Below are 14,735 nucleotides of genomic sequence, written 5' to 3'. Positions count from 1 at the left end.
GCTTCGGCATTCCGAAACTCTTCATAGGTATAAAATAAGGCACCATTATGACGGTTAAAATCAATTTGCTTGATTTGATAGTGTGCTGGTTTAATCGCTGCTAGTTAAATTTCAAAGGTCACTGCCTGACTTTCAAGAAATGCCTCTTCAGATGAAAGATGGGGATCAAAATAATTCGCATTAAACAACAACAACTGATATTTCCCATCAACTGAGGTCAAAAGATAGTCTTCTCCTTGAGCGAGAATCTTCCCTGTCATCCTTCTAGCCAACCATAAACAAAAATAAGTAGGTCTTTTTCCACTGTAAAAATGAAACAGTTCAAGCCCATCATTTTTTAGTGGTCGTTCTTGTGTTTGTTTTTCATACAATTCGATATTCAACCAAAAACCGAAACCTGCTACTAATGTATCCAACAATAACAGATCTTTTAAAATAATGGCCCCCCTAAAAAAAGTTCCATTACTGTTTCTGGTCATTCCAGTCAGTGTATTCCATTCAGTAAGGTAAAGTGGTAGCTTGATTTCGTACTCTTTTAGAATATGCTTGATACGAAGAGTTTTATTCAACACATATTGATGATAGTTTTTTAAATCAGGAAAGGGATTATCTAAATTTTGAAACACATAATTAGGCTCCGCAGAAAAAGATAGAAAGTCACACTTTGTTGCAATCATCTCACAGAAAAATTGTGTTTGTTCTGGTTGTTGTTGCTCAAAAAATGGGTCCGCTATGGGAAATTCTGCGCCTACAGCTATTTTCGGTGAGAGCGCTAAGAATCTTTTTTTCACTTCTAGAAACTCTGGGTAATACTCCGCAAGATTTTGTTCTTTAAATAGACAATTGATCTTCCATTGTTCCGTCATTTTGGTTCCAAACTTATTTTGAACATGTCGAAAAAATTTGCGGCAGATATCTTTGACACGTTCATCTAGTTGCTTAAATTCTACAAGTGACACCTGGAAAAAAAGCGCTAACTGAGCGGATTCTAAAAACGCTAAGATGTAGTCCCACTCTTCAAATGCGGGAAATGAATTCATCGCAGCTTCTTGATGGATCTGAACTGTTAAGGGAATTTGGGTAAATAGTGATTGAATACTGATGTATTTGATGCCCATTTGTTTTTTTATGTCTAGAATTTCATTTTGAATTTTTCTAGAGGCTAATGCTTCCCACGAACCAACATGAATGATGACGTCTTTTTTTAAATGGTCTGCTTCAGATTGTTCTGCGGTAATATGAAGTTTTTTGGTCTTTAGTGATAATTCTGAAGGGCGTGATTCTTCCAATCCCGTTTGAATAAAGCTGTACAGAGGGACCAAAATTTCTTTGATTTGAAGCGCTGATGTTTCCGTTACTTGTTTGATTTTCTCCGGTGCCTTCGTCTGGACTAAATGAGTGGATCGATACTGTGTGGGCGAATCGCTAAAGATTTTTTTAAAGTGTTGCCGATAGGTTTTGCTATTGCTAAAACCGTTATCTAAGGCAATTTGCTCGATACTTTTTTTTGTATACAGCAATTCTGATAAACTATGTTTTACACAAATTGTCCGTACGTAATGAGAAAAATATTCGCCAGTTTCCTTCTTGAAAAACTTCGATAACGAGGATTCCGACATAAAAAAATAGTCGGCCGCATCAGATAATAAGATTCCTTCATGGTAATGTGCATCAATATATTCCAAAATCTCTCTTAATTTTTGATTATCTGAAGGATGGTAATCTATAACATCTTCTTTTTGGAAATGATGTACGAGAGACAAAATGATTTGAGTTAAAAACAACGTGATCTTTAATTTTTTTGATGGATCATCACTAAATTCAACTAAACATAATTCCGCAATTTGTCTTCTCAACGCAGCAATCTCAGGCATCTTGCCATGTTCGTTTTGAATTGGTCTGCAGTCAAAACGAGTGTAGAAAAAAGCAGGAAATTGAGTCGCAAAAAAGACACTGTTGATCCTCAGCTCTAAATAAATACTACTTTGTTCTAAACCAACATTCAAAAGAACACGTTCTCCTGTATTCATGACAAACAGTTCTCCTGCACTTACTTGATCCGTTACTTCTTCTATAGTAATAAACAAACTTCCTTTTAAAATGACTAAAAGGGTCGTTTCTTTGCAAAGTATATCTTGTTTCGTCCGTAATTGTTGATAATTAATCTGATAATTTTCATTTACAATCATTTGCATCCCTCTTTTGTTTGTTTCTTTCTTAATTATAGCATGCAACAAAGAAAATATCGTTCGTTTGCTAGCCTTATAATTTCCGATCTTTAGAATTTAAAAGGAATTCCTGAAATTTAGAAATTCCTATCATTGTGAAGTTTTTAATTAAGCTTAGAATATATAGTGTATTTGAAAGGAGAATATCCAATGGACGATTTACGCGCACAATTATTTACATTGCTTCAACAAAAAGAGGCTGAATTAATCAGGATTCGCCGACATTTTCACGAACACCCTGAGTTATCTTTTCAAGAAACAGAAACAGCAAAATATATAGCTGATTTTTACGCTGACAAAGACTGTGATGTTCAAACAAAAGTGGGCGGCGGTAATGGTATTTTAGTCGATATCCACGGAGGTAAAAAAGGGCCTTTCTTAGCGATTCGAGCAGATTTCGATGCGTTGCCGATTCAAGAAGATACGGGTTTGCCCTTTGCTTCCCGCACACCAAATGTCATGCATGCTTGCGGACATGACGGACATACAGCCTATATGATGATTTTGGCAGCGTCGCTGATTGAGTTAAAAGATCAATTAGCAGGAACGATTCGTATCATCCACCAACCTGCCGAAGAAGTGCCACCCGGTGGTGCAAAAGGAATGATTGAAGCGGGTTGTTTAGATGGTGTAGCTCATGTTTTAGGGATTCATGTGATGAGCATGATGCCGCTTGGTGATGTTCTCTATCATGCTGGATCTGTTCACACAGGTCGGGCAACGTTTAAAGTGGTCATGCATGGAAAAGGCGGTCATGGCTCAACACCGCAAGATGCCAATGATACGATCGTAGCTGCTTCTCAATTTGTAACAGCTGTTCAAACCATCGTCAGCCGCAGAATCGATCCTTTCGATACGGCAACCGTTACAATCGGTTCATTTGACGGCAAAGGGTCAGCCAATGTTATCAAAGATTCTGTTACATTGGAAGGCGATGTACGAATCATGAAAGAAGAAACACGCGCTATCGTGGAAAAAGAATTTAAACAAATCCTTAGTGGCATTTGCCAAAGTTTCGGTATCAGCTATGAACTTGATTACGCTAATGATTATCCAGTTTGTGTTAATGATGCCAAAACTACTGAAATGGTTGCTAAAGCTCTAAATGAAGCGAAAATTCCAGAAGTGAAACAATTAGTTAAATGCGGACCACAAACTCCTTCTGAAGACTTTGCTTATTATGCCAAAGAACGACCAAGTTGTTTCTTTTTTGTTGGGGCTCACAAAGAAGGAACGCCAATGTATCCTCATCATCATCCAAAATTTTATATTGACGAAGATTGTTTATTGATTGCTGCAAAATCAATGGGGGCAGCTGTTTTATATTATTTATTTGAAGGAGTTTCACTATGAAAGCAACCACACCCACAGCAGAGGCGACTCCCTATAAAGGGACAAATAAATTACTGATAGGGATCGTATTAAGCGTTTTGACCTATTGGTTATTTGCTCAATCTTTATTAAATATGGCACCCACGGTTCAAAGTGACTTAGGTATTTCCTCTGGTGTTTTAAGCATAGGAATTTCCATGACTGGTTTATTTTCCGGAATTTTTATCGTCGTAGCTGGCGGTTTAGCGGATAAATTAGGTAGAATGAAATTAACGTATATTGGTCTTATTTTAAGTGTTATCGGTTCGGCAGCTTTGATAGCTGCACATGGCCCTGTATTATTTGTAGGTGGTCGAATCTTCCAAGGCTTATCAGCTGCTTGTATCATGCCAGCGACAATGGCCTTAGTCAAAACGTATTATGAAGGAAAAGATCGCCAACGAGCGCTAAGTTATTGGTCGATCGGCTCTTGGGGTGGTTCTGGTTTATGTTCATTCTTCGGTGGCGCTATTGCAAGTTCTTTGGGATGGCGTTATGTCTTTATTTTTTCGATCATTGTTTCAATTTGTAGTGCTCTGTTGATTTTCGGCACACCTGAAAGTAAAGTTACAAGCGATAGTAAAAGTAAATTTGATTCGATTGGCTTACTTTTATTTATTGTTTCAATGGTTGCCTTAAATGTAGTTGTTTCTAAAGGTTCTGAATTGGGTTGGACTAGCCCGATTGTACTCATTTTAGTAGCAGTCGTGATCATTGGCTTAGTTGCATTTTATAGGGTGGAGCAAACCATTGATAATAGTTTTGTTGAGTTTTCTTTATTTGAAAACCGCGGTTATCTTGGGGCAACGATTTCTAATTTCTTATTGAATGCCGTTGCAGGTACTTTGATCGTGATCAATACCTACGTTCAACAAGGTCGTGGACTTTCTTCCGCTAAAACAGGGATGTTATCGATTGGTTACCTCTGTTTGGTGTTAATCACTATTCGAATCGGAGAAAAATTATTACAAACCGTTGGGGCGAAAAAACCAATGTTATGGGGAACGATCCTTTCTGGAACAGGCGTTGGTTTGATGGCCTTAACGATGGTGACTGGTACTGCTTATTTTGTGTTAGTTTTTATTGGGTATAGTTTGTTTGGGATGGGTCTTGGGATGTATGCAACACCTTCTACGGATACCGCGATTTCCAGTGTTCCAAATGAAAAAGCAGGAGTCGCTTCAGGTATTTATAAAATGGCCAGTTCTCTTGGCGGAGCATTAGGTGTGGCAATTTCAGCGGCAGTGTACAATGGTTTTAGCGTTAGTGGCAATTATACACAAGGAGCAACGTTTGGTTTATTGACAAATATTCTGTTCTGCGTTTTAGCCTTAGGTTCAATCGTATTTATTATTCCAAAAGAAAAACAAGTGTAGGGAGAGAGACGCTATGAATAATCAAGAAGCGTTACAATTATTGAAAGAAGTCGTTCAAATCAAAAGTATTCTAGGCAATGAAAAGGTGGTTGCCGATACATTACAAGCTCTTTTTGAAACACATGATATTCCTTGTGAACAAGTGGAATATAGCGCCGGTCGAAATCAATTAGTTGCGACTTTAAAAGGCACTAAAGAAGGTCCTGTCCTAGGTTTTTCTGGGCATATGGATGTCGTTCCTGTGGGTGAAATTCCTTGGGATGAAGATCCTTTTGCAGCAATTGAAAAAGACGGTTTACTTTATGGTCGTGGAACATGCGATATGAAATCTGGCTTGATTGCGGCAGTTGTTGCAATGATTCGTTTAAAAGAAGCAGGTTCAAACTTTAAAGGAACCATCAAACTTTTAGCTACGGTTGGAGAAGAAACGAGCGCTATCGGTTCTGGTCAATTAGTTGATAAAGGCTATACAGATAATCTAGATGCATTAGTGATTGGTGAACCTACAAATGTTGAGATCGGCGTGGCGCACAAAGGTGCTTTATGGCCTCGTATCACAACGTACGGGAAAACAGCGCATGGCTCAATGCCAGATCAAGGAGTAAATGCAATTGAACATATGCTTTTAGTTTTGAATGCCTTTAAAGAAACCTTTGATTTTTCTCAATCTGTAGATGAATTAGTCGGTGCTTCAACTTCTAGTGTGGATATTATCAACGGCGGCAATGGAACCAATGTCGTACCCGATAAGTGTACAGTAGAAATCGATATCCGTACCATCAAAGCACAAGATCATACTGAATTAAAACAACAATTTAAAGAAATGCTGGATACCTTAGCCACAACCGTTCCAGATTTTAAGGCGGAAATCGAGTTCATCAATGACTTACCTTCGATGAAAACAGAACTTGACGATCCATTCACTGTATTAACTCAAAAAGTTGTTGCAGATGTTACTGGCCAAACGGCAAATACATTTGGTATGACAGGCTATACCGATGGTTCTCAATTTGGTCGTGTCAACAAAGCGTTCCCTATTTTAATTCTAGGTCCTGGCGAAACAAAATATGCACATCAGCCGAATGAATTCGTGACGATCAATGACTTTTACCAAATGATTACAATCAACGAAAACATTGCAAAAGCATTTTTAAACTAAACAAGATTGAAAGGGCGAAGCCATACTCAAAACACCTGAGTATCACTTCGCCCTCTTTTATACCTACTTATATATGTTTTTTTGATTATTGAGTGATTTCTTTTAATGCGATGGCATCTTGCGATTCTTTCATTACTTTCTTATAACGGTATCGAATGATTATCGCAGCAACAACACCCACTGCAGTCAATGCAATGTTTAACCAAAAAATTAGCGAAACATTTATTTTTTCCAGTTGTCCTGTAATATATGGAATGACCATTACGGAAACAGATGTTGCAATCGAGTAGTAACTAGTGATTCGTCCTTTACCTTTTGAAAATAACTCCAACAAAACTGCCAACCCTAACTGCCAAATTCCACCCGCAGCAAAAACACCAATACCGATTGAACCGATCAAAAACATCGGCGTACTTGGAAATAAGGTCATGCCCAGCAGTAAGAATAAGGAAATTGTAGTACACCAAACAAGTAATAAGGTTGGGGCAACGCCTCTTTTTACGATCAATGACGTTAAAAATACTGATGCAAACGAACCAATACTATAGGCACTGACTAAAACCAAGCTATTGGAATGGTTCATAAGATTCAATGATTCTGCAAAAGATGGTACCCACAAAATAAAAATATTGAAAGTAGACACGCAAGTAAAACTAAAAACTAATAACGCTAAGCCTTCAACTTTAAACAGTGGTTGTTTCCCTTTCGTATTCACTTCTTCTTTGATGATTTGTGGTATATTCGCCTCTATCTCTGCTCTTTCTGGAAATCCCAGTTTTGAAATATAGAGTAAATTAAGAAACAAACCCAACGCACATCCAATAAAAACAAGTCCGTAATAAATCTCATGATTCAACATAAATCGTGTCAACAGCGGTAAAATAAACTGACCTAAAGAAATGAACGCTTTGTTCAACACACTAAGAGAACTATTGTCCTTTTCATTCGGATAAGCCTCCATCAACGTCGGGTATGTACTTGTATCTAAAAATGCATTACTAAACCCAGCAAACAAGGCAAAAAAGAGTCCTTGTACATAATTTTGACTGACCAAAATTCCTAAGAAAAAGATCAAATAACTAATAATTCCCAGTTGGACCGTTTTCTTACGTCCAAATTTATCTGAAAAATAACCGGCAAAATACAAAATCAACACGCGGCCTAAACCAATACCGCTAATGACCAATGTTACTTGCTGTACCGTTGCTTGCCAGCTATCCATCAATGCATTCAGGTTTTGAGATAGAATAATCGCTGCCATACCTTGAAAAATAAAATTCGTATATAAAGAACCAATCAAAGGGGTGTAATTTTTTTTCGTTGCTTCCATCGCCATTCTCCTAGCTGTTTAAAATTGACTTTGTTCACTTTTTCACTATCTTTATTTTAAAAAGAATCGTCTATAATATCTAATGTTTTATTTTCATGTAATCAATAAATTATATTTATGGATCATCCGTTTATAAACACTTTTCAATACCGTTGACGTAATTATCCTATTATTGCTTACAGCTTAAAGCAAGTCAACAGTTAATTTTTAGGCTATAAAAATAATTAAAAACAAACGACAAACGAAAGGTTTTAGATTTCGTTTGTCGTTTGTTTTTAATAAAGATAACTTAAATCGCTAGCGACCGTTGGATAAAGCAAGATCATTTCATTGATTTTTTCAGCTGGTAATTTTTGATTGATCATCAAAGTAAACAGATTGATCAATTGATCCGCTTCATTTCCTAGGACTGTTGCGCCAACCAATAAACCCGTACGCTTTTCCGTAACTATTTTTGCTTTGACAAGCGGTTCGTTGATCCGTTTATACGTAAACCATTGACTTAAATCTAAGTCACTCACTTCATACTCTGTACTTTTTAAAGCGGACAAATCAGTTAAACCTATTTGAGCTAATTTAGGAGAACTGAATATGATTGTTGGAATCAAAGGATAATGGATTTTCTCATTTTTACCAGTAAACCGATTAGCCAGATAACTTCCTTCAAAACTAGCGACAGGAGTTAATTTTGGCTGTTGTTTTTCCAAGCAATCACCTAGAGCATAAATAGTTTCAACTGTCGTTTGCAAATAATCATTTACCACAAGTCCTTTATGCGTATACTCAACCCCAATTTCAGTTAGTCCCATGCCTTCCACATTCGGGATGCGCCCAGTTGCACAGAAAATTCGATCCACCAATAGCGTCTCCTTACTTGTCAAAGACACTTCAAACTGAGCCCCAGATTTGCTGATTTCCTCAGCCGATTCATTAAAGTGAAACGTAATTCCACGGCTTTTTAAATGCTCGATCAGCTCTTCAGTCAACAGTTCATCAAAGCCTTTTAGCGGTCGTTCATTATGATGAAGTAAATGTACCTCACTGCCACAACTGCTTGCAATATTGGCCAATTCAAGTGAGATATAACCCCCTCCAACAAAAGCCAATTTTTTCGGTAAGTCCTGCATACTCAGAAAATCAGTACTCGTACTAAAATATTCTTTACCAGGAATATCCAAAATCGCCGAACGTTGTCCTGTCGCTAAAATAATTTTGTCCGCTTGATACAGTTCCCCACAAACTTCGATAGTTTGGGTATCTTTAAAAAAAGCTTTCCCTGTGATTGTGTGAATCCCTGCACTTGTTAACCCTTCTTTTTGCTCAGTCGGTACCGATTTCGTAAAAGTCTCTTTAAACGCCATCAAATCTGTCCAGTTGATTTCCGGTATCGTGTTGAATCCTCGTTTTTCTAACTGCAGTAAATTATCTCTAGCTTCAACTGCTCCATACAGCACTTTTTTAGGATCACAGCCTCGATTTGGACACGTACCACCCCATAAATCAGCTTCAACGACTGCCACGTTTTTCCCTTTATCTGCTAAATCATAGGCCGCTGCCATCCCGCCAGGTCCACTTCCAATAATGATGACGTCAAATCTTTCCATGAGAACTTCCTCCCTTATTTTAAACGTTCTTATCACTTGATTCGTACTTCGACCGATTGATACAATATGGATTCATTATAACAAGTGATTGGGGAAAGTTCATATGATAGACCTTCGCTCCTTTCATTTCCACTGAAAAATTCATTAATTCGAAACGGCAAATAAGCTGAATAAAAATCAGAGAGATTTGCTCCAGCTTATTCACTATTCAACTGACCTTTTAAATCGTGTTACCATTGTTTTGAATCACTTTTTGGTACCAATAGAAGCTATCTTTTTTGTATCGATTCAAAGAGCCATCTTGGTTTTCATCTTGCGCAACATAAACAAAACCATATCGTTTTTGATAGCCATTCAACCAGCTTAGTAAATCTGTATAGGACCATGTGCAATAGCCTAAAACATCCACACCATCTGTGATTGCTTCTCTGATTGCATGTATATGTCCTTTTAGATAATCAATCCGATAATCATCATGGATTTCTTTAGCCTCCGTTAGTTTATCATATTCTCCAAGTCCGTTTTCAGTGATCAACACAGGAATTCGATAACGACTTGTGATTCTTCGAAGCCCAATACGCAACCCTTCTGGATCGATTTCCCAATCCCAATTAGTACGTTCTACGAATGGATTTTCCACACGTTTGAAGACACCTGGTAGACCTGATTCTTCTGAAGACCCTTTCTCACCTGTCGTATTCATTCTCCCTAAGCCAACACCATCAAGCGGATTGAAGACAACCGTATTGGTTTGATAATAGTTGATTCCTAAAAAGTCCGGTTTGCCAGCAGCTAAAAGTTCGTCATCCTCAGGTTCGATTATAGGCGCTACCCCTTGTTCTTTCAACAATTTTAAAGCTGCAATTGGATATTTCCCAAATAAATAAACATCCATCCAAAAATGCGCATTTAAATCTTCTGAGTCCTCAGATGCTAACACATTTTGTGGATCACTATCTAACGGATAATTTGGACTATAAGCAAAACTTGGTCCAATTTTCCCTGGCATATCCATGTCATGGAATTTCTTGATTACTGCTGCGTTGGCTAAATTAGCATAATGATTCGCCTGATACATTCGTTTGGGGTCACTCACTGCCGGTGGATGAGAAGCCATTAAATAACCGTGACTGATAAAGATATTTTGCTCATTTAAACTGACCCAATACTTTACTTTTCCACGTAACGCTTCGAATAAAACCTGTGCATAATTTGTAAAGTCTGCAACGATTTTTCTTGATTCCCACCCTTGGTATTCATCTTGTAGCGCTTGTGGTAAATCCCAATGGTACAGCGTTAAAACGGGTTCAATTTGATTTGCGATCAATTCATCCACTAAATCAATATAAAACTGCAACCCAGCTTGATTGATTTCACCCCGACCGTTTGGAAAAATCCGTGTCCAAGCAACAGAAAAGCGGTAGGCTTTTAGGCCTTGCTCTTTCATTAACGCAACATCTTCCTTATACCGGTGATAATGATCGACTGCTACATCCCCATTGGTCCCTTTGAATGTTTTTCCAGGAATTCGAACAAATTCGTCCCACACAGAAACACCTTTGCCATCCTCTTGCCATGCACCTTCTACTTGATAAGCAGCAGATGCTGATCCCCATAGAAAATCCTTTGGAAATTGATCCAGTTGTTTATGCTCCATCGTAATGCCTCCAGTTTTATCGTGCTTCTAGTGAAATCGTCAGCACTGATTGCGCCAACGGACACTTAATTACACGCTCATTTTCGTGGATGTAAACGTAATTTTCTCCGACTAACCCTTCTGTACGGATCACCACGTTTTTAGTATCCTTCTCTATTATAATCTTAGTAAGAGGATTTCCACTACTATTTATGTTTATTTGTTCAAGGGGATTTTCTGATAACTAGTAAAAACGAACTGCTGTATAACATTAGTTGGGAGTCTATCATTTTGACGATAAACTGATTATGATGAAAAAAAATATGGACTAGTAAAAAAATATATTTTTCTAAACAAAAAAACAAAGAAAGAAATTTCTCCTTGAAATAAAACAATTTAGCTCTAGAAATCAACAGATAATTACATAATAAACTTTTTTTTATTTTCATACGTTCTTTTATTTTGTTTTTTCATTTAAATAAATAATCATTGATATACACTCCAATTATTTTCCTATTGGAGTGTGCTATACTATTGTGATATACTATAGTTGCTTTATTTCACAGTGTTTCTCTTGTGAACTTGTTAGGAAAGGAGTGAAAGTATTTTGGAAGAAGAATATTCAAGACGGAAGCAACAGCGTCCAGTATCCAACTCGAAATCGACGATTATAACTGTTATTTTATTGTTATTTATAAATACACTTGCACTAGGCTTTTTACTATTCTTAAATGTTCAAGCAAGCGCGAAGCAAGAAGAACAATTAAACAGTATAGAAAAACAAGTCAATCAGCTTGAACAAGCGCATGGAACAACAACTCAGTCATCGGTAGCTGATAACACAGAGCGCAATGTTCCTGTAAGAGAAAGTTCAACAACCGTGAGCAGACTGGAAGAATCTAGTTCGACCACTGAAATGTCAAGTCAACCAGATCAAACAACAACCCCTTCATCAGAGGTTGCTGACGAGCAAACTGAAAGCTCAACTGAACAAAACGCCACACCTCCAGCAACTACTTACACTGTTCAGCCTGGAGATACACTCTCTGTAATTGCTGAAAAGAACAAATTATCACTTCAAGATTTAATGTTGAAAAATAATTTAAGTGATTCAACCGTTTATATCGGACAAGTTTTATCATTACAATAGGCAATGATTTTCCCCTACATACGGTTTATCCAATTGATAAGCTTCGTTATTCATAAAAAATGCGTTACAAAACTAAAAAAAGTTTTGTAACGCATTTTTTCTTGAAACAACCAACATTCATCCCTCTTGAGCGCACGAATGATTGATCTTGTAATTCATATTTTTAGGCACTACTATCTCTTCTTTTGCCTGAATGTACGCAACAATCAATCCAACAATTTCTTCTGCCCCTTCATTAAGAACAGGACATTCCAGATAGGTTTTAAACCCGCCACCACCACTTGCTCGATAATCACTTAAAGCAATCGTAAATTCATCTGTATCTTTGATCGGCTGGTTATTATAACGCAACTCGGTTACACGCTTTCCAGCCTTTTGGCAGAGATCGATCGTATAATCAATTCCAACGAAAAAGTCAAAATGATAGTGTTCAATTTTAGGATACAAGTAATGGGTTGAAATGTTCACTTTATTTTGTTTGTCCAAACTAAAATAATCCATATTTTTGTCCACAACTTCTTTTAATTGAGCCCCAGTGATGTTTAGCGTAATCAGCTGATTCGTGTATGGATACGTCGCAATCACATCTCGCATCGTTACCTCTTTATGAAATCCAGGTGATGTATTTGCTAAAGAAACTACTGTGATTTGAGCATTACTAGCTTGTAATTGAATCGCTCCAATTAATTCTATCACTGGACTTCCATGCAGTGCCATCTCTAACTTGTCGCTCGCTAATGCATCGCTGTCCAGTTTGCCAATTGCTTGGTCCAAAAAGCTTTGTACTTTTGCTTCCAAAGGCTTTAATTCATTTACCAAATCAGAATCTGGAACAGCACTAGGTTTGCCTACACTCGCTGTTATATCTATGATATTATTCGTTTTTTCAATATCGATTTCAAAATAATTTAGCGCATTCGATGACGGTTGTACAACATAAGTACCATGCAGCAATTGTCCCTCGATCAATAAATGCTGATGTCCTGTCAACAATAAATCAAAATCAAGTTCCTCACAGATTTTATAGCCAATATTTTCACGTGTTTTAGACAAGAGCTTCCCTGATTTCACGTCTCTTTCAAACCCGCCATGATAAATACAAATCGTAAGATCAACTTGTGGTTTCATTTCCTCTAGCGCCTTTTTTGCCGCTATAAATGGATCAGCTATCGTGATATCTTTGATATTGTCAGCTTTTTCCCAAACAGTGATATACTCTGTCACCACGCCGACAATGCCTACTCTTAAGCCATTCGCTAAGGTTTTGATCGTCCACGGAAATTTTTTGGTATTAGTGCTTTTATCTAAGATATTCTCGCACACACAGGTTGCTTGAAGGGCATCTAAATACTGATACAAGTAACTTGTGCCATAATTAACATCATGGTTCCCTAATGTGACAAAATCATAGCCAGCTTGATTCAAGACCGTTGCTTGAGGAAACCCTTCCTCCGGATGAGCTTGACAGTAGGTTGCTAAAGCTGAGCCTTGCAGCATATCTCCACCATCAATAATCAATGTATTCTCATCTTTTTGAAAGTTTGGCATACATTTTAATAGCCCCATATCTTTTTCTTGTGTATCCGCATAATTGGTTGGAAATAAATAGCCGTGAACATCTGATGTATAGTAAATTTTAAGTTGTTGCTTCATCTTGTTTCACCTCATTCCTGTATTGATTCATATTAATCCAAGCTATATATTCGTCAAACAGATTATAAATATAATTTGTTTCCAAACGATAACTTGGAAAGATTGGTTCATTAGTCGTTACTCGATAACTCGATTGGTCAGGTATGAGTTGGCCATTTACTATGGTTAGACCTTCAATAGGTTGTCTTAACAGTAGCTCTTTCAGTTCGCTTTGAGAGACATGGTAGGTTGATAGCGTATACGGTGGCCTAAAGCTGCTTAAAAAAGAGCCAATTGTTGTTCCTTTTACGTTAACAGCATAAAACGTTCCTGGAACTTTCTTCGCTAAATATTGTGGAAAACAGCTTAGATCAAGTTTTTTTTCCAACCATTTTTTGTAATCTGACTGATCGTACAAAGAGTAACTAGCTGGTGCAACTTTTTCGGTACTGATCAATTGAGCTTTTTTATCTGTCACTTGATTTTCTTGAATCGAAAAAGTTAATTCTCCAATGTAATTGCCTCGATAGCCAGGTTGGACAAATGCTGTATTGTTTACTATTCCTGCATTGATTCGATGCTGATGCCCACATACCACACCGTCGATCCCAACTATTTCACTAATGATTCGATAAGTCTGATCTTCTCCTGTATCGTATTGCGTAGGCTGCCCTGTGTCCATATCCCGTTCAATCCCGCCATGGTAGCTGACAATCAACACATCGACCTGTTCACGCACAAGCGGTACCCAGCGGTTCAAACTCTCAAGCACATTGATGAATTTCAAATCCTTAATTTGATCATAATCAGTGATTTGGGGCATTGCACCAGTGATCACACCAATTACACCAACTTTCAACTCACCACGTCCAATAATCGTATACGGCTCAAAAATCAATTCATCTGCTAAATCTAAGACGTTGGCGCAAAGGTACTGACCGTTAAACGCAGCAACTTGACGCTTCAAAAAATCAATTCCATAATCGAAATCATGATTTCCTGGAACCATTACATCAAATCCAATAGTATTGGCTAATTCAATCAAAGGCGAAATAGCCATAGTGGTATTAAAAAAAGTAGTCTCAGGACTACCCACTAAAAAATCACCATTGTCGATCAGAATCGGTTCATGATACTTTTCAGCAATCGCAGGAAGAGAACAAAGACCGTTCTCTCCATTTGCTGCGGCTGTTAAAAAACCATGGACATCTGTTGTACTTAATATCGTTACTTTATCCATTTTTCTATC

The 14,735-nt window shown here is 37.5% G+C and carries 10 protein-coding genes; 4 read left to right on the top strand and 6 right to left on the bottom strand.

Going from position 1 to position 14,735, the window contains the following annotated elements; all coding sequences use genetic code 11:
* Positions 1–104: 104 nt before the first annotated feature.
* Positions 105–2,189, bottom strand: coding sequence for a helix-turn-helix domain-containing protein (locus IGJ34_RS02440; protein WP_430598042.1), 2,085 nt, complete (start codon positions 2,187–2,189; stop codon positions 105–107).
* 189 nt (positions 2,190–2,378) lie between these two features.
* Here IGJ34_RS02440 and IGJ34_RS02435 point away from each other — a divergent pair, with 189 nt between their 5' ends.
* Genes IGJ34_RS02435 through IGJ34_RS02425 form a run of 3 tightly spaced genes read left to right on the top strand, consistent with a single transcriptional unit; the run spans position 2,379 to position 6,134 of the window.
* Complete coding sequence (locus tag IGJ34_RS02435; protein WP_430598041.1) at positions 2,379–3,581, top strand: M20 family metallopeptidase; 1,203 nt, start codon at positions 2,379–2,381, stop codon at positions 3,579–3,581.
* A complete protein-coding gene (locus tag IGJ34_RS02430; protein ID WP_430598040.1) occupies positions 3,578–4,975 on the top strand; it encodes an MFS transporter in 1,398 nt (465 codons plus the stop codon). Before IGJ34_RS02435 ends, IGJ34_RS02430 begins: the two co-directional genes overlap by 4 nt.
* A 13-nt stretch (positions 4,976–4,988) precedes the next feature.
* Complete coding sequence (locus IGJ34_RS02425; RefSeq protein ID WP_430598039.1) at positions 4,989–6,134, top strand: ArgE/DapE family deacylase; 1,146 nt, start codon at positions 4,989–4,991, stop codon at positions 6,132–6,134.
* Positions 6,135–6,219: 85 nt separating this feature from the next.
* Here IGJ34_RS02425 and IGJ34_RS02420 read toward each other — a convergent pair whose 3' ends face one another.
* From IGJ34_RS02420 to IGJ34_RS02410, 3 genes are all read right to left on the bottom strand, one after another.
* Entirely contained in the window at positions 6,220–7,464 is a 1,245-nt protein-coding gene (locus IGJ34_RS02420; RefSeq protein WP_430598038.1) for an MFS transporter, read from the bottom strand.
* Between the two features lie 275 nt (positions 7,465–7,739).
* Positions 7,740–9,068 (bottom strand): dihydrolipoyl dehydrogenase family protein, encoded by a 1,329-nt coding sequence (locus IGJ34_RS02415; RefSeq protein ID WP_430598037.1) that lies wholly within the window; start codon positions 9,066–9,068, stop codon positions 7,740–7,742.
* Positions 9,069–9,288: 220 nt separating this feature from the next.
* Positions 9,289–10,725: a glycoside hydrolase family 1 protein gene (locus tag IGJ34_RS02410; protein ID WP_430598036.1), complete on the bottom strand. Its 1,437-nt coding sequence runs from the start codon at positions 10,723–10,725 to the stop codon at positions 9,289–9,291.
* 586 nt (positions 10,726–11,311) lie between these two features.
* On the opposite strand from IGJ34_RS02410, the gene IGJ34_RS02405 reads away from it, so the two are divergent.
* The gene (locus IGJ34_RS02405; protein ID WP_069653915.1) at positions 11,312–11,854 is read left to right on the top strand and encodes a LysM peptidoglycan-binding domain-containing protein; all 543 of its coding nucleotides are present in this window, start codon (positions 11,312–11,314) and stop codon (positions 11,852–11,854) included.
* Positions 11,855–11,971: 117 nt separating this feature from the next.
* Here the strand turns inward: IGJ34_RS02405 and IGJ34_RS02400 are convergent, their stop codons facing one another.
* Positions 11,972–13,507, bottom strand: a complete 1,536-nt coding sequence (locus IGJ34_RS02400; RefSeq protein WP_430598035.1) for a bifunctional metallophosphatase/5'-nucleotidase — start codon at positions 13,505–13,507, stop codon at positions 11,972–11,974.
* Entirely contained in the window at positions 13,491–14,726 is a 1,236-nt protein-coding gene (locus IGJ34_RS02395) for a metallophosphoesterase (protein ID WP_430598034.1), read from the bottom strand. The genes IGJ34_RS02400 and IGJ34_RS02395 overlap by 17 nt, the downstream gene beginning before the upstream one ends.
* Positions 14,727–14,735 lie beyond the last annotated feature (9 nt).

This window comes from Enterococcus sp. AZ177, assembly GCF_050544585.1.
GTDB lineage: Bacteria > Bacillota > Bacilli > Lactobacillales > Enterococcaceae > Enterococcus_L > Enterococcus_L plantarum.
This window is presented reverse-complemented; position numbering and strand designations above follow the sequence as displayed.

Excerpts from the sequence above, each read along its gene's own strand:
- IGJ34_RS02440 (WP_430598042.1), bottom strand. The coding sequence starts at position 2,189 with ATGATTGTAAATGAAAATTATCAGATTAATTATCAACAATTACGGACG.
- IGJ34_RS02435 (WP_430598041.1), top strand. The coding sequence starts at position 2,379 with ATGGACGATTTACGCGCACAATTATTTACATTGCTTCAACAAAAAGAG.
- IGJ34_RS02430 (WP_430598040.1), top strand. The coding sequence starts at position 3,578 with ATGAAAGCAACCACACCCACAGCAGAGGCGACTCCCTATAAAGGGACA.
- IGJ34_RS02425 (WP_430598039.1), top strand. The coding sequence starts at position 4,989 with ATGAATAATCAAGAAGCGTTACAATTATTGAAAGAAGTCGTTCAAATC.
- IGJ34_RS02420 (WP_430598038.1), bottom strand. The coding sequence starts at position 7,464 with ATGGAAGCAACGAAAAAAAATTACACCCCTTTGATTGGTTCTTTATAT.
- IGJ34_RS02415 (WP_430598037.1), bottom strand. The coding sequence starts at position 9,068 with ATGGAAAGATTTGACGTCATCATTATTGGAAGTGGACCTGGCGGGATG.
- IGJ34_RS02410 (WP_430598036.1), bottom strand. The coding sequence starts at position 10,725 with ATGGAGCATAAACAACTGGATCAATTTCCAAAGGATTTTCTATGGGGA.
- IGJ34_RS02400 (WP_430598035.1), bottom strand. The coding sequence starts at position 13,507 with ATGAAGCAACAACTTAAAATTTACTATACATCAGATGTTCACGGCTAT.
- IGJ34_RS02395 (WP_430598034.1), bottom strand. The coding sequence starts at position 14,726 with ATGGATAAAGTAACGATATTAAGTACAACAGATGTCCATGGTTTTTTA.